General features: G+C 62.4%; 20 protein-coding genes and 1 other RNA gene. 5 read left to right on the top strand and 16 right to left on the bottom strand.

The genetic code is table 11. From position 1 onward, the window contains the following. Positions 1–462: 462 nt before the first annotated feature. From RYH70_RS01435 to RYH70_RS01410, 6 genes are all read right to left on the bottom strand, one after another. Positions 463–2,055: an ABC transporter permease gene (locus RYH70_RS01435; RefSeq protein ID WP_317009663.1), complete on the bottom strand. Its 1,593-nt coding sequence runs from the start codon at positions 2,053–2,055 to the stop codon at positions 463–465. Further along, entirely contained in the window at positions 2,039–3,049 is a 1,011-nt protein-coding gene (locus RYH70_RS01430) for an extracellular solute-binding protein (RefSeq protein WP_026948389.1), read from the bottom strand. The genes RYH70_RS01435 and RYH70_RS01430 overlap by 17 nt, the downstream gene beginning before the upstream one ends. A gap of 37 nt (positions 3,050–3,086) precedes the next feature. Continuing rightward, a complete protein-coding gene (locus RYH70_RS01425) occupies positions 3,087–4,358 on the bottom strand; it encodes an FAD-dependent monooxygenase (protein ID WP_022997036.1) in 1,272 nt (423 codons plus the stop codon). Beyond that, positions 4,355–5,527 (bottom strand): FAD-dependent monooxygenase, encoded by a 1,173-nt coding sequence (locus RYH70_RS01420; protein ID WP_317009662.1) that lies wholly within the window; start codon positions 5,525–5,527, stop codon positions 4,355–4,357. The genes RYH70_RS01425 and RYH70_RS01420 overlap by 4 nt, the downstream gene beginning before the upstream one ends. Beyond that, positions 5,524–6,846 carry a Xaa-Pro aminopeptidase gene (gene pepP, locus RYH70_RS01415; protein ID WP_022997038.1) on the bottom strand — a complete coding sequence of 441 codons (1,323 nt, stop codon included), beginning with the start codon at positions 6,844–6,846 and terminating at the stop codon, positions 5,524–5,526. Before pepP ends, RYH70_RS01420 begins: the two co-directional genes overlap by 4 nt. Positions 6,847–6,907: 61 nt before the next feature. Next, positions 6,908–7,498: a UPF0149 family protein gene (locus tag RYH70_RS01410; RefSeq protein ID WP_022997039.1), complete on the bottom strand. Its 591-nt coding sequence runs from the start codon at positions 7,496–7,498 to the stop codon at positions 6,908–6,910. A 187-nt stretch (positions 7,499–7,685) separates the two neighbouring features. On the opposite strand from RYH70_RS01410, the gene RYH70_RS01405 reads away from it, so the two are divergent. The 4 genes from RYH70_RS01405 (at position 7,686) to RYH70_RS01390 (ending at position 9,145) form a co-directional block, all read left to right on the top strand. Next, positions 7,686–7,901, top strand: a complete 216-nt coding sequence (locus RYH70_RS01405; RefSeq protein WP_014992651.1) for a TIGR02449 family protein — start codon at positions 7,686–7,688, stop codon at positions 7,899–7,901. After that, entirely contained in the window at positions 7,898–8,227 is a 330-nt protein-coding gene (locus RYH70_RS01400) for a cell division protein ZapA (protein ID WP_063140172.1), read from the top strand. The genes RYH70_RS01405 and RYH70_RS01400 overlap by 4 nt, the downstream gene beginning before the upstream one ends. Before the next feature lie 34 nt (positions 8,228–8,261). Then, positions 8,262–8,447, top strand: a non-coding RNA gene (gene ssrS, locus RYH70_RS01395) — 6S RNA. Between the two features lie 113 nt (positions 8,448–8,560). Next, the gene (locus RYH70_RS01390) at positions 8,561–9,145 is read left to right on the top strand and encodes a 5-formyltetrahydrofolate cyclo-ligase (protein ID WP_022997041.1); all 585 of its coding nucleotides are present in this window, start codon (positions 8,561–8,563) and stop codon (positions 9,143–9,145) included. On the opposite strand, the gene RYH70_RS01385 is transcribed toward RYH70_RS01390, so the two are convergent. From RYH70_RS01385 to rpiA, 5 genes are all read right to left on the bottom strand, one after another. After that, positions 9,146–9,298, bottom strand: coding sequence for a hypothetical protein (locus RYH70_RS01385; RefSeq protein WP_022997042.1), 153 nt, complete (start codon positions 9,296–9,298; stop codon positions 9,146–9,148). Between the two features lie 505 nt (positions 9,299–9,803). Continuing rightward, entirely contained in the window at positions 9,804–11,321 is a 1,518-nt protein-coding gene (ilvA, locus tag RYH70_RS01380) for a threonine ammonia-lyase, biosynthetic (protein ID WP_022997043.1), read from the bottom strand. 130 nt (positions 11,322–11,451) lie between these two features. After that, positions 11,452–14,679 (bottom strand): Ig-like domain-containing protein, encoded by a 3,228-nt coding sequence (locus RYH70_RS01375; protein WP_317009661.1) that lies wholly within the window; start codon positions 14,677–14,679, stop codon positions 11,452–11,454. 11 nt (positions 14,680–14,690) lie between these two features. Next, the gene (locus RYH70_RS01370; RefSeq protein ID WP_317009660.1) at positions 14,691–16,040 is read right to left on the bottom strand and encodes an outer membrane protein transport protein; all 1,350 of its coding nucleotides are present in this window, start codon (positions 16,038–16,040) and stop codon (positions 14,691–14,693) included. Between the two features lie 265 nt (positions 16,041–16,305). Beyond that, the gene (rpiA, locus tag RYH70_RS01365) at positions 16,306–16,959 is read right to left on the bottom strand and encodes a ribose-5-phosphate isomerase RpiA (RefSeq protein WP_055100125.1); all 654 of its coding nucleotides are present in this window, start codon (positions 16,957–16,959) and stop codon (positions 16,306–16,308) included. A 360-nt stretch (positions 16,960–17,319) separates the two neighbouring features. Between rpiA and RYH70_RS01360 the strand changes: the two genes are divergently transcribed. Next, entirely contained in the window at positions 17,320–17,754 is a 435-nt protein-coding gene (locus RYH70_RS01360; protein WP_022997047.1) for a hypothetical protein, read from the top strand. A 46-nt stretch (positions 17,755–17,800) separates the two neighbouring features. Here the strand turns inward: RYH70_RS01360 and RYH70_RS01355 are convergent, their stop codons facing one another. The 5 genes from RYH70_RS01355 to fba all read right to left on the bottom strand — a co-directional run bounded on the left by RYH70_RS01355 (position 17,801) and on the right by fba (position 21,918). Then, a complete protein-coding gene (locus RYH70_RS01355; RefSeq protein WP_317009659.1) occupies positions 17,801–18,088 on the bottom strand; it encodes a hypothetical protein in 288 nt (95 codons plus the stop codon). A 143-nt stretch (positions 18,089–18,231) separates the two neighbouring features. Continuing rightward, on the bottom strand, positions 18,232–19,209 hold the full coding sequence (locus RYH70_RS01350) for an alpha/beta hydrolase (protein WP_317009658.1): 978 nt from the start codon (positions 19,207–19,209) through the stop codon (positions 18,232–18,234). A 169-nt stretch (positions 19,210–19,378) separates the two neighbouring features. After that, complete coding sequence (locus RYH70_RS01345; protein ID WP_014992636.1) at positions 19,379–19,834, bottom strand: hypothetical protein; 456 nt, start codon at positions 19,832–19,834, stop codon at positions 19,379–19,381. Between the two features lie 136 nt (positions 19,835–19,970). After that, entirely contained in the window at positions 19,971–20,597 is a 627-nt protein-coding gene (locus tag RYH70_RS01340) for a TetR/AcrR family transcriptional regulator (protein ID WP_317009657.1), read from the bottom strand. 256 nt (positions 20,598–20,853) lie between these two features. Continuing rightward, the gene (gene fba / locus RYH70_RS01335; protein WP_317009656.1) at positions 20,854–21,918 is read right to left on the bottom strand and encodes a class II fructose-bisphosphate aldolase; all 1,065 of its coding nucleotides are present in this window, start codon (positions 21,916–21,918) and stop codon (positions 20,854–20,856) included. Positions 21,919–21,922: the final 4 nt, after the last annotated feature.

Genomic DNA, 21,922 nt, shown 5'->3' with positions numbered 1-21,922 from the left:
CCATGGTGTCTGCAACGCGAATGCGTCCCCGGCATTGCCATATTCGCTTGCAAGCAAGCTTCCCACAGCGGCTTCGTAGCAGAAACTGTGGGAGCTAGCTTGCTGGCGAATTACGGGCCTCTGGCATTGGCACATTCGCTTGCAGGCAAACTCCCACAGCGGCTCCGTAGCAAAAACTGTGGGAGCTAGCTTGCTGGCGAATTACGGGCCTCTGGCATTGACACATTCGCTTGCAGGCAAACTCCCACAGCGGCTCCGTAGCAGAAACTGTGGGAGCTAGCTTGCTGGCGAATTACGGGCCTCTGGCATTGACACATTCGCTTGCAGGCAAACTCCCACAGCGGCTCCGTAGCAGAAACTGTGGGAGCTAGCTTGCTGGCGAATTACGGGCCGTCCAGCGTAGGGAAATTCGCTTGCAGGGCAAGCTCCCACAGCGGCTTCGTGGCAACCCGTGGATTGCGGTCAGGAATGGCGTAGCCGGCGGACCAGCAGATAGACCGGCAGCAGGCCTACCGCCACCAGGGCCAGGGACGGGAGAGCGGCGCGTTGCCACTCTCCTTCCGCGGTGAGTTCATAGATGCGCACGGCCAGTGTGTCCCAGCCGAAGGGACGAAGCAGAAGCGTAGCCGGCATTTCCTTCATTATGTCGATGCCCACCAGCAACAAAGCCGTGATCAGCCCCGGCGCCACCATCGGCAGCAACACCCGCCTTGCCGCTTCCAGAGGCTGGGCGCCGAGAGTCCGGGCGGCTTCCAGCAAAGCCGGGCGGACCCGCTCCAGGGCGCTTTCCACCGGGCCAAAGGCCACCGCCATGAAGCGAATGATATAGGCCAGGAACAGCGCCCCAAGACTGCCCACCAGCAGTTGCCGCCAACCGAACCACTGCCCCAGCTGACGGTCGATGGCGGCGAAGCCGATGACGATCCCCACCGCCAGCACCGAGCCGGGCAGTGCATACCCCATCGTCGCCGTGCGCACCAGCGCTCGCATCAACCGGTGTGGGCGCAGGCGCTGCAGCCAGGCCAGCACCGAAGCCAGCCCCACCACCAGCACGCCGGCGCTGATGCCCAGCGTCAGCGTGCGCAGCGCCAGGGACATAAACCGCGCATCCAGGCCGCGAGCCACGTCGTCCAGGGTCCAATACAGCAGACGGCCCGCCGGCAATACAAAGGCCAGCACCACCACCAGCCCGGCGTAGCAGGTCATCAGCCAGGCCCAGCGCGAACGCACCGCCACCATCGGCCGGCCACCGCGGTCCCCATAGCGGGCCCGCCCCCGGCCGCGCCGTTCCAGCCATAGCGCCAACAAGACGAACAGCAGCAGCAATGACGCCAGCTGAGCGGCGGCGGCCAGATTGAACAGGCCGTACCAGCTCTTATAAATGGCGGTGGTGAAGGTGTCGAAATTGAAGACGGAAACGGCGCCGAAGTCCGCCAGCGTTTCCATCAGCGCCAACGCCAGGCCGGCGGCGATGGCCGGACGGGCCATCGGCAACGCCACCTGGAAGAACGCCGCCCAGGGACCACGGCCAAGCAGCCGGGCCTGTTCCATCACGGCACGGCCCTGAGTCAGAAAGGCCAGCCGCGCCAGCATGTAAACATAGGGGTAGAACACCAGGGACAGGGTGGCGATCACCCAGAACGGATGACGTGCGCTGAAGCCGGAAAACCCCGGCCACCACTGGCGCAACACGGTTTGCACCGGGCCGGCGTAATCCAGCCCCTGCACCACGACGAAGGCCAGCACATAGGATGGCATCGCCAGCGGCAGCAACAGAGCCCAATCGAGCACACGGCGGCCGGGAAAATCCTGCGTGGCCACCAGCCAGGCCAGACTGACGCCCAGCAGCAGTACACCAATGCCCACGCCGATCACCAGCCAGGCGGTGTGCCCCAGCAAACGCCAGAGCACGGTGTCCACCAGATGGCGCCAGGTTTCCGATTCGTCGCCGCGCCATGCGGACAACAGCACGGAAACCGGTAACAGCACCGCCAGGGCCAGCGCCCCGGCGATAATCAGATAGCGATCCGGACGGCGATCAGCGGTAACCGGCACGGTCCATCAGCTTCACGGCTTCCACCTGGCGGCTGCCCGCCACACTGACATTGAGGTCGTCGGCCTTGAAGTCTCCCCAGGCTTTGACCTGCTCCGCCGCTTCCACGCCGGAGCTGGCCGGGTACTCCAGGTTGCCGTCGGCGAGCAGCTTCTGCGCCTCCGGCTTGCTCATCCACTCCAGCAACGCCACAGCGGCTTCCCGGTTGGGCGCGTTCTTGGTGACACCGCCACCGGAAATGTTCACATGGGTGCCGCTGCTGTCCTGGTTGGCCCAGAACAATTTCAGTGGCAGTTGGGGATTGTCACGCTGCAAACGGCCGAAGTAGTAAGTGTTGACGATGCCGACGTCACACTGGCCGGCAATGATGGCTTCCATCACCGCGTTGTCGTTGGCGAACACGTCGGTGGCCAGGTTATCGACCCAGCCGCGCACCACGCGCTCCGCTTCCTCTTCACCAAGCCGCTCGATCATGGTGGCGACCAGGGACTGGTTGTAAACCTTCTTGGAGGTGCGCAGACACAAACGGCCCTTCCATTGCTCATCGGCCAGCGCTTCATAGCTGGACAGTTCCGACGGCCGCACCCGTTCGGTGGAGTAAACGATGGTGCGCGCACGCTGGGTCAGACCGAACCAGCGGCCCTGCTCGTCGCGCAGATGTTCCGGCACATTGCCTTCCAGTACGGTGGATTCCACCGGTTGCAGCAAGTTCTCCTGGGTTGCCTGCCACAGGTTGCCGGCGTCCACGGTGACCAGCAGATCCGCCGGGGACTGTTCTCCCTCGGCTTTGAGGCGGGCCGCCAGAGCACCGGCGTTGTCGGTGATATAGCGAATGGAAACACCGGTTTGCGCGGTGTAAGCGTCGAAGACCGGCTTGATCAGCTCGTCGTTACGAGAGGTGTAGACCACCACCTCGTCTTTCGGCTCGGGTTGCTCGGAACAGGCGGCGACGAGAAGGGCGAGCGCAGGCAGGGCCAAACGGCGCAGGACAGTCATGGGGCATGGCTCCATAAACGAAAATGATTCGCGATTATCAAGGCTCCATAATCGATTGGCAAGGACGTGCCAATTGTGGCAAATCCCCGGCCCGGCCCAGGGCATGCTCAATGAACAGACGCCGCGCCGGCGGCAGTTTGTCCACCATGCCAAGGCCGGTATTGCGCAGCCAGCGCAACGCTGGCTCCCGCCGTTCGAACAACATCTTGAAGCCGCGCATGGCCTGCTGCATAAGCAGGTTATCGGCGCGCCGACGGCGCTCGTAACGGGCCAGCGCGGCGGGATCGGCCAGCGGCAATCCGGCCTGCCGAACCCGGGCCAGCTCTTCCGCCAGCACACCGACATCCAGGAAGCCCAGATTGATACCCTGCCCGGCCAGCGGGTGAATCACATGGGCGGCGTCGCCGACCAGCGCCAGACCCGGCGCCCGATAGCTGCTGGCGTGCCGCTCCTGAATCGGAAACACCCGCCGCGGGCTCACCGGCCGGGCCGGGCCGAGCACTTCGGCGGTGGCCTGGTTCAGGGCACGGGCGAAGGCGTCATCGTCTTCCGCCAGGCGCTCTTCGATAAACCCGGGCCAGCCGGACCAGACAATGGAGCAGTGCCGGCCATCACCGGCCCCTTCTTCTGTATCAGCGGCGGTGTTGAACAACGGCAGCAGAGCCAGAGGGCCGGACTCCAGGAACACCTGCCGGGCGCAACCACCATGCGGTCGCTCGGTTTCAATAGTGGCCACCAGGGCATGGTGCCCGGTATCACGGGGGCCGCCGGGAATGCCCGCCGCCTCGCGCACCAGCGAGCGGGCACCGTCGGCGCCCACCACCAGGTCAGCGCTGTAGTCCCCGTCTCCGGCACTCACCCGCCAGCCCTCAGGGGTACGCCGGACGGCGGCGACCCGCGCGCCGCATTGCCAATCCAGGCGCTCGCGGTCGGTACCGGCGCGATACAGAGCGGCGACGATATGGTCGTTCTCCAGCAACCAGCCCAGCGCCTCCGCTCCGGCCTCGGTCACATCGAAATTCACTTCGCCGGTGCCGTCATGGTCCCACACCCGCATGTGACGATATGGCTGCACCCTTCGCTGATTCAGGTATTGCCAGGCGCCGGCGTGCTTGAGCAGCCAGTAGCTGGCTTCGTTCAACGTGGAGACGCGCAGGGCCGGCGCGCCTTCGGGCCAGACCGGTTCGGCGGCGCCATCCAGCACCCGCACCGTCAATCCCTGATCGGCCAGCAGCAGCGCCAGCAGGCCCCCGGCCATGCCACCGCCAACAATCAGAACGTCACTGTGAAGAGAGGGAGTCTTGGTCATTGCAGTCCCATGGCACGGCGGGCGAAGTCCCGGCGCGGGCCGGGCAGCAGATCCAGGGCCAGCAGGCCCAGTTGGCGGCTGTGGGCGAACAGCGGTTGGCGCACCCGGAACCATTCCGGCAATTGGCGCGAAGCCCGGGTTACCCAGGCCTGATCGGCACGCCGCGCTTGCTGCCATTGCGATAAGCGCGCCAGTTCGCCCGGCTGCGCGGCGCCGCCCACCGCTTCGGCCAGCGCCGCCAGGTCGCGCACGCTCAGATTGAAGCCCTGGCCCGCCACCGGATGCAAAGTATGGGCGGCATTTCCCACCACCGCGCCGAACGGCACCGCCTGGGCACAGGCTTCGGTGAGCACCAGCGGATAACGGTGACGCTCGCCGATGGCGGTCAGCGCCGGCGGTGCCGCGCCCATGCGTTGATGCAGGGCGCCCAGGGCCTGTTCGTCGTCCATGGCCATCCAGGCGTCCACTTGATCACGGGGGCCGGTCCACACCAGCGCCATGCGTTGATCCGGCAACGGCAGCAACGCCATGGGTCCGTCATCGAGAAAACGTTCGAAGGCCCTGCCCTTATGCGGCTCCGCCACCGCCACGTTGGCGATCAGCGCGTCATGGCCAATGTCCTGTTGCCGTGCCGTGATGCCGAGCCAGTCCCGGGTGCGCGAGTTGGCACCGTCGGCGGCGATCAGCAAGGGCGTGTGACGCTCGCCGCCGTCGTTGAACTTGGCGATATAGCCGTCGGACACCCGGCGGGCGACCTCGACACCATCCGGCGCCCGTACTTCGATGGCGTCATCCCGGTACAGCGCGTTCACCAGCAAATAGCCCAGCCAGCGGTTCTCCACCACCGCGCCCAGGCGCGGCAGGCGATGTTCTTCGGCGAGCATGCGGGTCAGGCCAAGACGCCCCTGGCGGGACACATGAACCTCGTTGATGGAGGCCGCCCGCTCCAGCAAGGGCGCCAGCAACCCCAGTTGTTCCAGCACCCGCAGGCTGCCGGCGGACAGCGCGGTACTGCGGGCGTCGAAACTGGGCGTTTCCGGTGGCGCCTCGGTGGGCAGCGGATGGCTTTCCACCAGCGTCACCGAAGGGCAGCCGTGATGGCGCAGCAGCAATGCCAGCAAGGCGCCGGCCATGCCGCCGCCGACGATCAGCGGCCCGTCCGGGGTCATGCCCGTGCCTCTCGCATCAAAGCCTCGATGTCCTCGACGGCCTTCGGCACCTCGTGGGTCAGCACTTCGCAGCCGTCCGCGGTCACCAGGACATCGTCCTCGATGCGGATGCCAATGCCGCGCCAGCGCGCCTCCACGGTGTCGTCATCCGGCGCCACATAAAGCCCCGGCTCCACCGTGAGCACCATGCCCGGTTCCAGTTGCCGCCAGGCGCCGCCGATGCGGTAATCGCCGACATCATGCACATCAAGGCCGAGCCAGTGGCCGGTGCGGTGCATGTAGAAGCGGCGATAGGCTTCGGTTTCCACCAGTTCCGCCGGATCCCCTTTCAGCAGGCCGAGTTCCAGCAACCCTTCGGTGAGCACCCGCACGGCTTCCTCGTGGGGATAATTCCAGTGGTGGTCCGGGTGAGTGACGTCGATGGCCGCCAGTTGAGCTTTCAACACCACCTCGTAAAGCGCCCGCTGCTCGGCGGAGAAAGTACCGCTCACCGGGAAGGTGCGGGTGATATCGGAGGCGTAACAGTCCAGCTCACAGCCGGCGTCCACCAAGACCAGATCGCCCTCTTTCAGTTGGTCGCTGTTTTCCACGTAATGAAGAATGCAGCCGTTGGCGCCGCCGCCGACGATACTCGGGTAGGCCGGGCTGCGGGCGCCGTGGCGCATGAATTCGTGCAGGTATTCCGCTTCCAGCTGGTACTCATGCATCCCCGGCCGCACCGACTGCATGGCGCGCACATGGGCGCCGGCGGAAATGGAAGCGGCGCGGCGCATCACAGCCTGCTCTTCCTTGCTCTTGAACAGACGCATGTCATGCAACAAATGAGACAGCGCGACGAACTCCCCCGGCGGCTGCGCGCCGGTGCGCACACGCTCACGGATAGCGTTGACCCAGCTCATCAATTGCCGGTCAAAATCGTCGTCGCGGCCAATGTCGTAATAGACCCGGTTACGGCCTTCGATCAGGCCCGGCAGGATGTCGTCGATGTCGTTGATCGGGAAGGCGTCGTCGGCCTGGTAATTGGCCACCGCCCCTTCCGGGCCGGCGCGATAGCCGTTCCAGATTTCCATGGCGCGGTCGCGCTCGCGGCAGAACAGAACGAATTCGCCATGCTCGCGCCCCGGCAACAGCACCATCACCGCTTCCGGTTCCGGGAAGCCGCTCAGATACCAGAAATCACTGTCCTGGCGATAGGGGTGTTCCACATCCCGGTTGCGGGTGCGCTCAGGCGCCGCCGGCAGAATGGCGATGCTGTTGGGTTCCATCTGTTCCATCAGCTCGCGCCGGCGGCGCTGGAATTCCTGCGCGGAAATAGACATGAACGCGGCCTCCTCATGAGCCTTTTAAAACGTCATTAACTGGCGGTGTCGCCGCCGGGTATCAATGCTGCCGGGGCGGGGTTTCCGGTTTCGGTTCGGGCTGCCCTTTGCGTTCCGCCTTCATCACCAGCTCGGTGTAGATCATCAGCGCGGCCATGCGGCAATGCTCCGCCACCTGCTCATACATCTCCTCGCCTTCCGGATCATCGTCCTCCGGCGTCGCTACCTGGCTGATCGCCGCCAGATCGGACAGGGCTTCCTGGATGCCCATGGACAAGGCGCTGTCACTGGTACCGGCGGCACCAGTGCCGAAGCCCACCAGGAAGCCTTCGCTCCATTGTCCCAGGGCCGCCACTCTCAGGCCCAGGTCTTCTTCATCTTCCGGCAGCAATAAAGTGAGGTCGAGTCCGGTGTCGGCGAAGGCGGACAGGGCCTGGTCGCGACAGGCCAGCAGCAGGGCCGAGACGTCATTATCAAAGCCGGAAGGCAGCTCCACATGGGCGGCGAGCACACCCAGCAGTTCATCGTCGCGGCGGCCGTGGCCGGTGGCCAACAGTCCGCAGATCACGCCCTGCACTTCGCTCGGGGAGTGGGCGACACCGGCGCCGGCGAAGGCCCGCGCGCAGCTTTCGAAATCGTAGGTGTCAGACATGGGGTTCTTCACGTTACGGTTTATGAACAGGCGCTAAGTCTTGAATTCCATTGACCCTTTCCAGGGCCCTACCTATAGTACAAAAAGCCGTCATTCCCGGCGGCTGGCTCTCGATTCCGTCTACACGCGCTGTACGCGGCAGTGGGACACGGGGGCTTAACCTTAGGCGAACAGCGACCGATTTGCCATGACGACGGAACAACAACTGCGGCAACTGGAAGCCCAGGTGGACTCCCTGCTGCGTCAGTCCAACCGTTTGCGCGAAGAGAATCGCCTGCTGCGCGAGCGGGAACACCGTCTTCTCGATGAACGGGCCCGGCTCATCCGTAAAAACGACTTGGCCCGCTCCCGGGTGGAGGCGATCATAACGCGCCTGCAATCCCTGGAGCAGGAGGACTCATGAACGATAGCAGTTCGCTGGTGATTCACTTGCTGGGCAAGGAATACCGCGTGGCCTGCCCGGTCGGCGAGCAGGACAATCTGCTGCGCGCCGCCCGCTATCTCGACACCCAGATGCGTGAAGTCAAGCAGGCCAATGTGATTGGCCTGGAACGCATCGCCATCATGGCGGCCTTGAATATCAGCCACGAGTTACTGGAAGCCCGCTCCAAAGCCTCTTCCGATGAGACCGGCAGTGCCCGTATGCAGGCGCTGATCGATCGGCTGGAGGGAGAACTGCGCGCGCTTGAGGATCTCACCCCCCAGAACCGCTCTTCTGTCAAGCCCTGACCGGTTGCCCCCGCCCTGATATACTAAGCCCAAGTGTCCCCTGGTCCGTTCGCCAGCCGGGTTATGTCCCTGAGCCGATGTTGTACCAAAAGGGAACCAATATTGACCGGCCTGTGCGCATGTCCGCCATCGAGCGGAAAGCCTGATGGTCCGGTCTGCGGTTTCCGCCTTGAACCTGACGGTTCAAGGGCCACACCCGCAGCGGCGGCCCGGGGGGCACGCTTTCTCAAGAACAGTTAAGAGTTAATAGTGAACAGTGAATAACGGGGTGCCGGTGAGAGAGGCATGCTGCTATTCGGATCGGCCTTCCTTCTAAAGCTCCTCCTTTAATTCATGAATCCGTCCGAGCAAGTTGATCGCAAACAGTTGCGCCGTCAGTTACGGGCGCGGCGGCGGGCTTTGGGTGCGGGTGAGCGGCGTCTGGCGGAGAGGCGGTTCGCGCGTAATTTGCGGCGGGAACTGGGACCGCGGCGGGCTCGCCATGTGGCGGTCTACCATGTCGCCGACGGCGAATTATCGCCGCTGCCGGGGCTGGCGCAACGCCGCTTCCAGGGCACCCGCCTGTATCTGCCGGTGCTGGATCCGGTTTATCGTGGCCGTCTGCGCTTTCATCTCTGGCGCCGGGAAAAACGATTGCGCGCCAACCGTTTCGGCATCGGCGAACCACGGCGCCTGGAGCGGGCACGGGCGGACTGGGCGCTGGATGTTCTGTTGATTCCGTTGGTGGGATTCGATGATCGCGGCCATCGCCTGGGCATGGGCGGCGGCTTTTATGATCGGACTTTGGCGAATTTCGCGCGACGGCCACGCCGCCCCCGGCTGGTGGGCGTCGCTTTTGAGTGTCAACGGCTGTCCAGGGTGCCGGAAGCCCCCTGGGATCAGCCGCTGGACCTTATCGTAACGGATTCTCGCAACTGATTAGCGTGACTGGTCGGCCTTGATGCTGACGCCGGCGGACTGGGCATAACGCTCCAGATCCGGCTGATTGCCGCCGTGGGTGAGGGTGCTCACCAAAACGCCGGTGGCAAAAATGATCGCCAGGACAACCAGTGCATCTGGTCTTTTCTTCATTGTGTTTTCAATCCCCAAGAAAAAGTCATCACTCTCAAAAGGCTGTCCATGCCGAAGCATGGAATACTAATGCAAAATTTATGTAACAAAACGAGAACTGGATCGAAAAATGATCACTTGCCTCTTAAAAGTCAAGCGGTTACATCAACATGCTCACCTTTCTTAACAAAAGTACCGCTCAACTTTCACCTGGCGTGATCCGTGGTTTACGAGGTGTGTGATCGCTCACGTCCGAACCAGGGCCTGTTCACCCTATTTCCATCGCGCCTGCTGGATGCCCTTTTTGCCTCCAGCTAGGCGGAGGGCGCGCGGTTTGGTCATTCCAAATGAGCAACCGACAACGACGCTGGAGGTAAAAAGGGCTCCAGCCCTTCGGGTTGCGGCTAAGACGTCACCACTCCGCGTTACTCGTCGTTCATTTGGAATGACCAAACTTCTCTCCTCGTGCCTGGATTGGTGACGTCTTAGCCGCAACAGGCGCGATGGAAATAGGGTGAACAGGCCCTTAGTTCAAAAACAGCCGGTACGCTGGATTGTCACTCTCTTCCACCATCGGATAGGGGACTTTCTTGAGGTCCTTGCGCAGGTTGCCCCTTTCTCCGAAGGGCACCTGGAAGCCCACCAGCACCCGTCCATAGGCGGCGCCGTGGTTTCTATAGTGGAACAAGCTGATATTCCACTTGTGGCCTAGCGACATGAGGAACTTCAGCAGCGCCCCGGGGCGCTCGGGAAATTCCACCCGGAACAGCATTTCGTCCAGGTCCTGGCGCGAGGTGTGCCCACCCACCATATGGCGGATGTGCAGCTTGGCCATCTCGTTGCCGGTCATGTCCACCACCGGATAACCGGCGGCTCGCAGCTCTTCCAGCAACGGAGCAAGATCCGCGCCACCGGAGCTGGTCTGAATACCGACAAAGATATTCGCTTCGTGTTCCCCGGCGTACCGGTAATTGAACTCGGTGATGGCGCGACGCCCCACCACCTGCAGGAAATTACGGTAGGCGCCCGGCTTCTCGGGAATGGTCACCGCCAGGATCGCCTCGCGTTGCTCACCCAACTCCGCCCGCTCGGAAATATGCCGCAGGCGATCAAAGTTGACGTTGGCGCCACTCTGGATCGCCACCAGCGTTTTGTTCTCCGCTTTGGTGCGCGCCACCCACTTTTTCAGACCCGCCAGGGCCAGGGCGCCGGCGGGCTCGCACACGGTACGGGTATCCTCGAAGGTGTCCTTGATGGCCGCGCAGATCTCGTCGGTGGTGGCGGTGATCACCTCATCCACCGTGTCCTTCAATACCCGGAAGGTTTCCTTGCCGATCTGCTTCACCGCCACGCCGTCGGCGAACAAGCCCACTTCAGGCAGCGTTACCCGCCGTTTGCGTTCCAGGGCGGCCTTCAGACAAGCGGCGTCTTCCGGCTCCACGGCGATGATCTTCACGTCCGGGCGCACGTATTTGACGTAGGCGGCGATACCCGCGGCCAGGCCGCCGCCGCCCACCGGGATAAAGATGGCGTCCAGGTCCCGGCTTTGCTGGCGCAGTATTTCCATGCCCACGGTGCCCTGGCCGGCGATCACGTCCGGGTCATCGTAGGGATGGACGAAGGTCAGGCCTTCCTTCTCTTCCAGCTTGCGGGCATGGGCCAGCGCCTCGTCGAAGCTATCGCCCACCAGCACCGCCTTGCCGCCGAGCTGACGCACGGATTTGACCTTGATGTCCGGCGTGGTGCGCGGCATCACGATCACCGAGCGCACGTTCATGGAAGTGGCCGCCAGCGCCAGCCCCTGAGCGTGGTTACCGGCGGAGGCACAGATCACGCCCCGTTCGCGCTGGGCTTCGGAGAGCTGGGCCACTTTGTTATAGGCGCCGCGCAGCTTGAACGAGAATACCGGTTGCAGATCCTCGCGCTTGAGCAGCACCCGGTTGCCAATTCGCCGGGAAATCAGCGGCGCGGCGTGGATGGGTGTCTCATGGGCCACGTCATAGACGCGGGATTGCAGGATCCGTTTGACGTACTTTTCAAGCATGGAGGTTCCGAAAATCAGCGCGAGACCGCCGGACGGCGGAAAGGGGCTAGTTTACGGTTTGAGCGGGGAAGTCGTCCACCGGCAAAGAGGTTCGCGGCCTTGCGCCGCGAACCTTCTCGTCTTCACTGACCTATTTGATCGAGCCGCTCTGATAGCTCAGATTGATGCCGCGGGTGGGAATGGTCAGATTCACCTGGCCGCCGGGCAAACCGGCCAGGGTGATTTCCAGGTCCACGTTCAGCGGTTCCAGATTTTCCAGTCCGATGAACAGCCGGCCATCGGGCAGGAAGTCCAGTGGCCCCTCCAATTGCACGTTATCGATCGGCAGGCTTTTCACGTTGTGCTGCAGACCCAGCGGCAGACTCAGCTCCGGCGCGTCGAACAGCAGATCAAAGGTGATCCGGAACACCGGCCCGTCCGGGGTAGCGATGATGTGCCCCACTGGCGGCGTGGTGCGATTGCCGTCGGCATCCTCATTGTAGCGCACCCGCATGATATTCGGGCCGGTGTGGGTCTCGATCGGCACCAGCCCCAGGTTACCCACCTGACCGAGCACGGCCTCTTCCAGCCCCAGGATATCGAGGACATCCCCGAGCGTTTGCACCAGCCCGCCAAGCAGGCCGCCGACAATCGGCAGGTCCGTCAGCGAGTTGTCACCGTCGGAGGTGTCCAGATCCAACCCGATCACCGCGGTGGCATCCAGGTTGCTCAGCGCCACGGTGGTCGGATAAATCACCACCGGGACGCCGCCCGCCTCGGCATCGTAATTGAGGATCTCCGTGTTCAGGTCACCGGTGAGGTACAGAATCCGCTCGCTGTCGCAATCGATCTGATTTTCCTCGGTATAGGGCGGCGTGCCCTCGAATCCGCAACCGGTGTTGGCGGTGCTGACCAGGCCGCCGCCGCCATCGCCGTTGGGGCGGATCAGCGTGGCGTTGGCCGGCGTCGCCGGATTCGGAGTGCCCGCCGGCACCCTCGGTTCGCCTTCGTCAACGGCAAAGTTACTGTTGGCGTCGACACTCGGCAGGTTGCTCAATTCCTGGAACACCGTGGTCACGGCGCCGGCGCCGCGGAACAGAATGTCCATGTCGGGACCGCCGGCCTTGGCATCACTGCCTTCCAGCAGGGCGGTCTGCAGAGGCAGCCCGTCGCTGGAACAGATCACCTCACCGCTACAGCCGGCGCTTTGCGAAGCCAGGGTATAGCGGTACAAGGCGCCCTCTTCCCAGGGCAATTCCGGTACGAAGGTCAAAGCGCGAGTCTCCACCCGCAGTTCGCCGTCCACCACGCTCTGGCAGGTGCCATCCTCGCCGAGCCGCTCGACACGGAAAGCGCCCTGACCGCAGGCGGTGCCCAAAGTCAGGCTGTCGGCGTCCATGTTCTGGGAAAACCGTACCCGGATCGGCCGGTTCGACGGCATGCCGACGATCGGCAGCTCGTCCACTTCCACCTGCTCGGCTTCGGAACTCGATGACAGGCACACGCCCTGCACACCGGCGGCGATATCGGATGCCGTGGCGGGGCTGCTGGCGCAGGGGAAGCCCGGATAGACCACCATGGCGAACGGAGCGCGGCGCACATCCTCGCCGTCCTGCTCCACCACGTATTCCGGCATGGTGAATCCAATGGTGTTGAGGCCGGTCAGCGGATCCAGCACCTGCAGCCCATTGCCGGCCAAATCGGTCAGGCCGTTGGTGACACTGATTTCATAGGGAACGCCGAAAGCCAGCGGCGATGCCGGCTGGATCACCAGGGCGTTGCCGTCCAGGCTCCAGGAGAACGACTCCGCCGCACCGCCCTTGGTCAACCGGACGGTCTCGCCGGGTCGAACGCTGAGCGGGTCCAGCGCCTCGCTGAACAGCAGAGTGATCGGTTCACCGGGCACGGCGCGGTCGGCCACGTCTCCCGGCGTCCAGGACAGCCGCTGTTCACCATTGTCGTCCATCACCAGCAAGGTGGGCGGCACCGTATCCGCTGGCTGCGGCGGCGCGTTTTCCTGGTCGCGATAGGACTCCATATGGAAGCTCAGCACGCCGTGACTGTTTTCCACGCCCAACACCCTTGGCTCCACCACGGTGAGCGCGTCGGTGACCAGTTTGCCGTCCTCGACGATCGCCTTGCCCACCAACTCCACGTGCATCAGGTTCTGCGTGAAGGCGCCGTTGGCACGGGCATCCTTGGTGTTGGCGGCGAGATCCATGAACAGACGCACGTTCTTGGCGGCGTCGGGGGAATCGGAGTTGGGATTGGGAAACAGGTAACCGGTGGCGTCCGACATCACCTGGATGGTCACCGCGCCGGAGTCGAAGCCCACCGGCACTTCCCCACCGATCAACACATCCAGCGGTTCACCCACCAGGATGCCGCCCCGTTTGATGCGCAGCGGCGTCACGTCCGGAAAGCTGGGCGGGAACGCCAGTTCGGCGTAGATATCACCGGATTGCTTGGACGCGGTGCCATTGGCCAGCAGGGTGCTGATCAACGGCACACAGTTGATCGGATCGCCGGTCAGTTCGGAGGTTCGCAGATCGCCCTCCTCAAGACAGCCAAGGGTGTCGTGAGTGGCCGGCGCCTCGGTCACCAGCACTTCCCGTTCACCGGTGCTGGACTTGGTATTCAACGGTGTCACGGTGCGCTCGAATGGCGCCAGGGTTTCCCCTAAGGCGCTGGTGATCCCGCTCACCGTCAACACGTATTCCTGCCCCGGGGTCATGTCCTCCAGCGGATCCACGGTAAGCGTATCGCGGCCGCTCAGGACCAGGGCCGGCACCAGTTCACCACTCCGCGTCAGGCTGACGGTGTCCCCATACGCCACGGAAGACGGATCCAGCGGCTGGGAGGTACGCAGCCGGAAGGTGGAGAAATCCACGGTGGGAAACTGATCATCGTCCGGGAAAATTTCGCTGATCTCGAAGGTGTCCGAAGCACGTTGTTGCGACAACGGCCCTTCCAGGGCGGGACGGGTGGAGAAGTTCAATTCGCCGTCGCGGAAATTAACCACCCGGCCATCCGGGGCCAAGTCGATGATGGCGACCTTGTAATCACTGATCGGCGCCAGCGGCGCGGTCGGCTGCAACACCACGTTGCGGCCGCCGTTCATGACCTTCATTGCAAAAGGCACCGCCGCGCCATCGGGCCCGGTAAAGCGGAAGTTGTCCTCGGTGACCTCCAGGGGATCGCTGAATTCCAGCACCACCGGAGCTGACGGCGCCACATAGGCCTGCCCGTCGAAAGGATAGTTGAAATACAGCTCCTTGGGATTGTACTGGGGCCCGTCAAAACTCGGATTGCTGCTACCGCCGCCCCCGCAGCCGGCCAGGATACCGGCGCAGGCGGCAATGATCAGTTTACTTCGCATGACACCACTCCTCAGAACTTCAGGGTGACGGAACCGCTGAATACATGGACTTCGCCGCCGGTTTCGATGGTTTCGTAGGGATTCACCGGAGCCCGGTCGCTGGTCAGATCAAACTTGCGCTGGTCGATATCGTGGAACTGGTAACCGAAATCCACCCGCATCGGGTACGCGAGAACCGGGGGCTGCTCGATGGTCCAGGAACCGCCGACGCCATAGATGGTCTTGTCCGCGTCCAGATAATTGACGTCCAGGCTGCGGTCGCTTTCCATCGGTGATTCCCGGAACGCCACGCCGGCGGTCAGGCTCACGTTCTTGAGCGCGCTCCACTCAACACCGACCCGCGGCACGGTGATGTCCTTGAAGTGAATGTCCGCCTGATCCTTGATGGTGTCGTCCTCCAGCACCTCCATAAGATCCGACCAGTTCTGCCGTTCCACCGTCACCCCGGCACGCAGCCGGTCATTGAAACGGTACTGCACCCCGGCGCTGTAAATATCCGGTTGGTAGGAATCCACGGTATCGATCAGCAACGCGATACCCGGAGACGGCACGGTGCCGGGAATGGTGATGCGCGAGTCCACCGAAGTGCGCGCCTCGGTATGGCCACGAAAAGCAAACGCGGTTTCCAGGCCATTGGTGATGCAGTCGCCCTTGCCGCAGATCAGCTTGCCCCAGTCCAGGGTGACGCCGAGCACCGGCCGGATCACCGGTTTGGCGTTGACCTCGAGCGTTTCGTACTGGGTTTCACCGGCCAGATTGGAGCTGGCCACCAGCTTCGCGTCGGAACGCAGGGAGACGTGCGCGGAGGCGCCGACGGCGATCCCGTGCAGCAACTCGGTACCACCGCCGATATTCAGGAATAACGGTTGACGACCGTACTCCATGTATTGCCCGCCCATGGACGTGCTGGAATTGAAGGAAAGCATTTCTTTCCCGTATTTTTCCACGCCGGCGATGATGGCGAAGTAAATCGGATGTTCGAATTTGGTGATGCTGGACAGATCGGTTTTCAGCGCGATCAATTGCTGCTGGCTGCGGCTGTCATCGAGCAGGTTGCCGTCGCGTGTGGCCGGAGCGGCGCCCCCCAAACTCTTGCCATCGAGTTCCTGCTCGGCGTGCAGGAAGCCGATGGTCAGCTCACCACGGGGATCCTTGATCAGGTAGGACGGGTTGTAGTACAGCGACGACGCCTGCGGATTGAACATGGAAAGGGCCTGAGCGGATGCCACATCACCAGGAAAAAGGCCATAGCTGCTGGCGGTGTTACCCATGGCGGCGAAGGCCGGGGCAGCAATCGAAGCGGCGACCGAAAGGGACAGGGCCGCGATGCCACCGCGACGCAGGGGGGAAAGTCCGAACATACACTGCCTCCGGTACGGATCATTGTTGTTGTGTAGTTCAGGCAGTAAAACAAATGTGCACAGACATTGGCGTATGAAAAAAGGTGGAAAACCGTACTCAGGGATGGCGGATGGTTAGCAGCTGTAACAGACCGTGTCGCTCTGTGACGGGGGTCGGAAGAAAGAATTGAGGCAGCCTGATTGCCGTTTTCAGGCGCAATGGTGAGGGCGGGATTAAAACGATTACGGGCATCGCGGCCATGAACCGCGATGCTCCGTTTTCAACTCAAATCGAGATCACCTCGTCGCCACGGCCAACCAGCACCAGGTCGGCGGGACGGCGGGCGAACAGGCCATTGGTGACGACCCCGGTAATATTATTGATTTTCTCTTCCAGCTCGATGGGGTTGAGAATATCCAGATTGCGTACATCGAGAATCAGATTGCCGTTATCCGTGACAAAACCCTCCCGGTATTGGGGCTGCCCGCCGAGCGCGGCGAGCCGGCGCGCTACGTAGGAACGGGCCATGGGGATCACCTCCACCGGCAACGGGAAGCCGCCCAGGCGTTTGACCTGCTTGGAACCGTCGACAATACAGATAAACCGCTCGGCCACCGCCGCCACGATTTTCTCGCGGGTCAGGGCGCCGCCACCACCCTTGATCATCTCCCGGTGATCGTTGACTTCGTCGGCACCGTCCACGTACAGCGGCAGACTGTCCACCTGATTCAGCTCCAACACCTCGATACCGTGTCCACGCAACCGCTCGGCGGTGGCTTCGGAACTGGCCACGGCGCCGGCCAGGCGATCCTTCATGGTCGCCAGGGCATCGATAAAACAGTTTGCCGTGGAGCCGGTACCCACACCGATGACCTCGCCTTCAGGCACATGACGCAAGGCGGCTTCCGCCACCCTCTGCTTCAACGCATTCTGATCCATTTCCTACCTCAAACCGATTAATTCCACGACGATCGCCCAGTTTAACCTGAATATTGCGCCAATACGCCCCCCGTGAGTATCACCACCCCGCGGTACACGTGCTGAAGGCCGGCGATGCTGGCACGCTGATTCACTGCCACGGCAAGCCGCCCACGGCAGCGCTCCACCAGCCTCGATATTCTTTTTTACTAATGTATGACTTGAATTTTTGTACAGTTCGCGCATCTTGAACATATCACCGTGTCGCCGGTACGGACCGCCCCATGCCGGCCTCCGCGGTGAACTAAAACAATGAATCCAAAAAAGCGCTACTCCACGGAATGTTCAGGGAGTAACCATTGATCTACAAGGAGACGACTCATGCAACGGTCAGCATTCATTCCCCTTCTCTTCGCTACTCTCGGTGTCGTGGCGGCGCCGCTCGCGATGGCTGACGACACGTCCGGGCGGGATTACTCCACCGAACGCCGCAATCTGGACAGCCCGGAACACATCTCCAAGGAATACAAAAAGGCAATCGAAGCCGAAACCGAGTCCAAGCGGCGTGCCGCCGAAGGCGTTTCGGACAAGGCCAGAAACTACGGTGAGGACCGCAGCAAGATCGACAAGAATATCGAGGAGCGGCTTGAGGAAGGCCGGGCAGCCCGGGACAAGGCCCGCCAGGAAGCCAAGGAAATGGGTAAGGACATGCAAAGCCCGGACTACGCCAAGGATCGGGAAAACCTGGATAACCCGGACCAGATCAAGGAGCGTCTGCAGGAAATGAAGGAAGGCGCGATCAAACCGAAAGAGTAAACCGTTTCCCGAAACGAAAAGCCCCGGTCACCCCGGGGCTTTTGCGCTATCGCGTCAACGCCTCGCGACGACGCAACGCTTCCTGTTCCATTTCCTTACGGCGCTGCTCGGCGGCCTCCATCCGTTCATCCGCTCGCTGCTGCTGGGTTTTCCGCCGCTCTTCCGCGGCGCGGCGCTGACTGTCCAGGCGGTTCTGCAAATCCTGCCGCTGCTGTTCCGCCTGGGTGGCGGGGTCCGCGGATGGCATAGCCCGGTTATCCAACTGAGCCAGCGCCGGCGCTGCCATCGTCACCAGCATCACGCCCATGGCCATCCATACTGGTTTGAACTTCATGGCGTTACCTCCTGCTCGCGCCCGGGCACCGTGTCCGGGCGGCACTTGTATCCGGACAGTACTTGTATCCGGCTAGTACCATTGTCCCAGATTTCCCACCGAGACAAGCAAGTAACACAAGGTAAAATCCCAGGCCTTCAGGCTTACGGCCGGGCAGTGTGCTCCGGCACGTTCAGACAATCGTCAATGATACGAAAGATGCGCTCCCGATAATCCGCCTGCTCATTGGCCAACTGATGGCGGGCACCCTCCAGGATATGAATGCGGGGCTCCTGGAACTTGCGGCGGATAATATCCAGGTTGTAGCGCCAGTCCACCGTCTCATCCTGATCGCCTTGAATCACCACCGGCGACAACGGCACCGGGGCCGCCCGCTCGAATCCCGGCAACCAGCGCTTCAGCGCGGTCACCCAGCTGGCCGGCAACCGCCGCGGCTGCAGAGGGTCCCGATTTTCCAGGAAATCGAGGAAGTCCGGATCCCCGGAGTTGATGGTGAAAACCCGCTTTATCGAGCGAGCAAAGGGGCGAATCAGGGTATGCAGCCAGCGAGCGGTGCCCCATTTGAATGGGCGCACCAGAGGCGCCAGCAGGATCACCTGGTCGAACGGCGCCTCGTCCGCATCAAACCGGTGGTGCAACAGGAAGTCCATGACGATGGCTCCGCCGGTGCTCTGCGCCACCACGTGCCAGGGTTTCGGCAAATGAGTCCGGGCCAGGCTCAGACACTGCTCCAACACTTCCCGATACACCTTGAAGTCATCGATATCCGCCGGCGGGCCGGAACTGAGGCCGTGCCCGGGAAGATCGTAGGCGACCACGGCGAAGCCTTTTTCCAACAGATGCCCAATGACATGACCGTAGAGACCGACATGATCAAAATAACCATGACATACGAACACCGTGCCCTTCGGCGACGGGGGACGCCACACATGGATACCGAGAGTATGGCCGGCGGCATCGAAATAGCCGAAACCGTGCTCCAGCCGCGGCAGCCGGGCGGCGAAATCAATGCCGTAGTAGCTGACGTAATCCAGGCTGGGGTCATCGAGAGGGGCGAACCGTTCCCAATTCAGAGGATGCCAACTGCGGGTGATGGCGTCGCGGGAAAACGGTATCGACATAGGCGGGAAACTCGATTCAGGCGGTGTATGACAACCGTCAATGATAGGCACTCCGTGCCCGGCATGCCATCGCCCGAACCACAAAGCGCCCGGTCAAGGGCGCTTTGATGGGCCCGGCCAGGGAAGCCGGGCGAAGTACTACAAGCTTGCAGGTTTGCTGGCGAGTCTCTTACAGCTGTGCCTGCTGAGCTCGCAACGCTTGCTGGGCCTGCACTTCGGAGATGACGCGTTGCAGATTCTCCGGAGAGTCCAGGTTCAGGCGGTGACCCAGATGATCCACCGGAGTCTGGCTGGCCAGGGGAGCACGTTCCTTGGCGACCGCCAGGTTGTGCTGAGCTTCCTGGGAGCGGTAAGCGATGTAGTCCTGGGAGTCGATATTTTCACGGACGCTCAGGAAGTCACGGCCTTCACCCTGGGACTGACCACGCTGCTCGGCTTGCAGGCGATCGCTGGCGGCTCTTTGTACCTGGCCGTCAACCAGCGCCGGGGAGTCGATCTGCTCACGGGCGCTCAGGTAATCGGCACGAACCTGATCTTCGAAACTGTTGGCCTGGGCCAGCGGTGCGGCAGCCAGACCAGCAACGACCAGGGCGGCAACGGACAAACGGGCTACGTTTTTCATCATCCTTTCCTCACGTTCACATTCAGGGAATGTCGCGGGAGGTCAGGGCGATTTCGCGAGTGCTTGCTGGTCTCCCACGCTGATGGAGCCAGTATAGTTACAGGTTACGTTATTGTCAACTTGTAACTCGCGATTATTTTCAGGGCGCCAGACTCCGGAGGATCAGGTTGGTGACCGCCGCCAGCTTGGTTTCCATCTCCTCGGTGTTCCCCAGCCGGTTGAGCAGCACCGGGTGAGCGTAAGCGGCGGCGGTGACGCGGATCGCCATGCAGACCTCATCCAATGGCGTCTTGCGCTCGAACTCCCCGCTTTCACGGCCGTCCGAGACGATTTTCTCGATCGCCTCGTAGATCTCATTATTGTGTTCTTCGGTGACCGCCCACTGATTCTCAATGGAGACAACAACAATATCGTGTATGCACCGCTCCTTGAGAAACAGCCGCATCCCCTCGGAAAGCAAGGTGTGCAGCATGTCGCGCAGGCGCTGAGTGGCGGAGGCGTCGCGCTCGGAGACGGCGCGGATGGCCTCGCCCATGGTCGACAGCGCCAGGGCGCAAACCGACTCGCCGATCGCCTGTTTGGAATCGAAAAAGCGGTACAGATAAGCGCTGGATACTCCAATCGCCTTGGCAATGTCGGTCACCGAGGTCTTGCGGTAACCGTGCACTCGGAACAGTTCATCCGCCACCTGCAGAATCTGTGTACGCCGCTCGTGGTCGGCGGGCCCGCGTTGTCCGGGCAGGTTTTCACAATTGTCGATCGCCATGGAGGCTCTCCCTGAAATTCTCGCGTCGCTTAGATGAGTTACGACTATTGTTATGTGTAACACCAAGTAACCATCATAGCGCCGACTGGAGTATCCGCCAAGTGAACGGCACTTTCAGGCAAGCCAGCACAGGAAGAAGAAAGGCGATGGGGGAAGGGAAGGTTGGGGCAGGAGATCCACGATTCGCTACCAAGGCAGCTTCCCACAGCGGCTCTGTAGCGCCACTGTGGGAAGAGGCCGGCAGCGAATTACGGGCTTACTTGACGCGCGGGTCCAGTTCGCCGTTTTCGTAACGCTGGAACATCACTTCCAGGTTTACCGGCTTGATCTTGTCGGCGTTACCGGCGGTACCGAACGCTTCGTACCGGGCGATACAGATATCGCGCATGGCGGTCACGGATTCCTTCAGGTACTTGCGCGGGTCGAACTCGGCCTTGTTGGTGGCCAGGAACCGGCGGATGGCACCGGTGGACGCCAGGCGCAGGTCGGTATCGATGTTGACCTTGCGCACCCCGTACTTGATACCTTCCTGAATCTCTTCCACTGGCACCCCGTAGGTTTCCGGGATCTCGCCCCCGAACTCGTTGATGATGGCGAGCCAGTCCTGCGGTACGGAAGAGGAACCGTGCATGACCAGATGGGTATCCGGGATACGGGCGTGGATCGCCTTGATCTGCTCGATGGCCAGAATGTCGCCGGTGGGCGGACGGGTGAACTTGTAGGCACCGTGGCTGGTGCCGATGGCGATGGCCAGGGCGTCCACATGGGTTGCCTTGACGAAGTCCGCTGCTTCTTCCGGGTCGGTGAGCATCTGCTCATGGCTCAGGGTGCCTTCGGCGCCGATGCCGTCTTCCTCGCCGGCCTGGCCAGTTTCCAGGGAGCCCAGGCAGCCCAGTTCCCCTTCCACCGAGACGCCGCAGGCGTGAGCCATATCCACCGCCTGGCGGGTCACCCGCACGTTGTATTCGTAGTCGGTGGGGGTTTTGCCGTCCTCACCCAGGGAGCCATCCATCATCACCGAGGAAAAGCCCAGTTGGATGGAACGCTGGCACACGGCGGGGCTGGTGCCATGATCCTGGTGCATCACCAGCGGGATATGGGGAAATTCTTCCACCGCCGCCAGAATCAGGTGACGCAGAAACGGGGCACCGGCGTATTTACGGGCACCGGCGCTGGCTTGCACGATCACCGGGGAATTGGTTTTATCCGCCGCTTCCATGATGGCGCGCATCTGTTCCAGGTTGTTCACGTTGAACGCCGGAACGCCGTAGCCGTGCTCGGCGGCGTGGTCCAGCAATTGGCGCATGCTGATCAGTGCCATGGGG

The organism is Alloalcanivorax xenomutans (genome assembly GCF_032810065.1).
Lineage (GTDB): Bacteria > Pseudomonadota > Gammaproteobacteria > Pseudomonadales > Alcanivoracaceae > Alloalcanivorax > Alloalcanivorax xenomutans.
The sequence above is the reverse complement of the archived record's forward strand: the minus strand, read 5'-3'. Positions and strand labels throughout refer to the sequence as shown.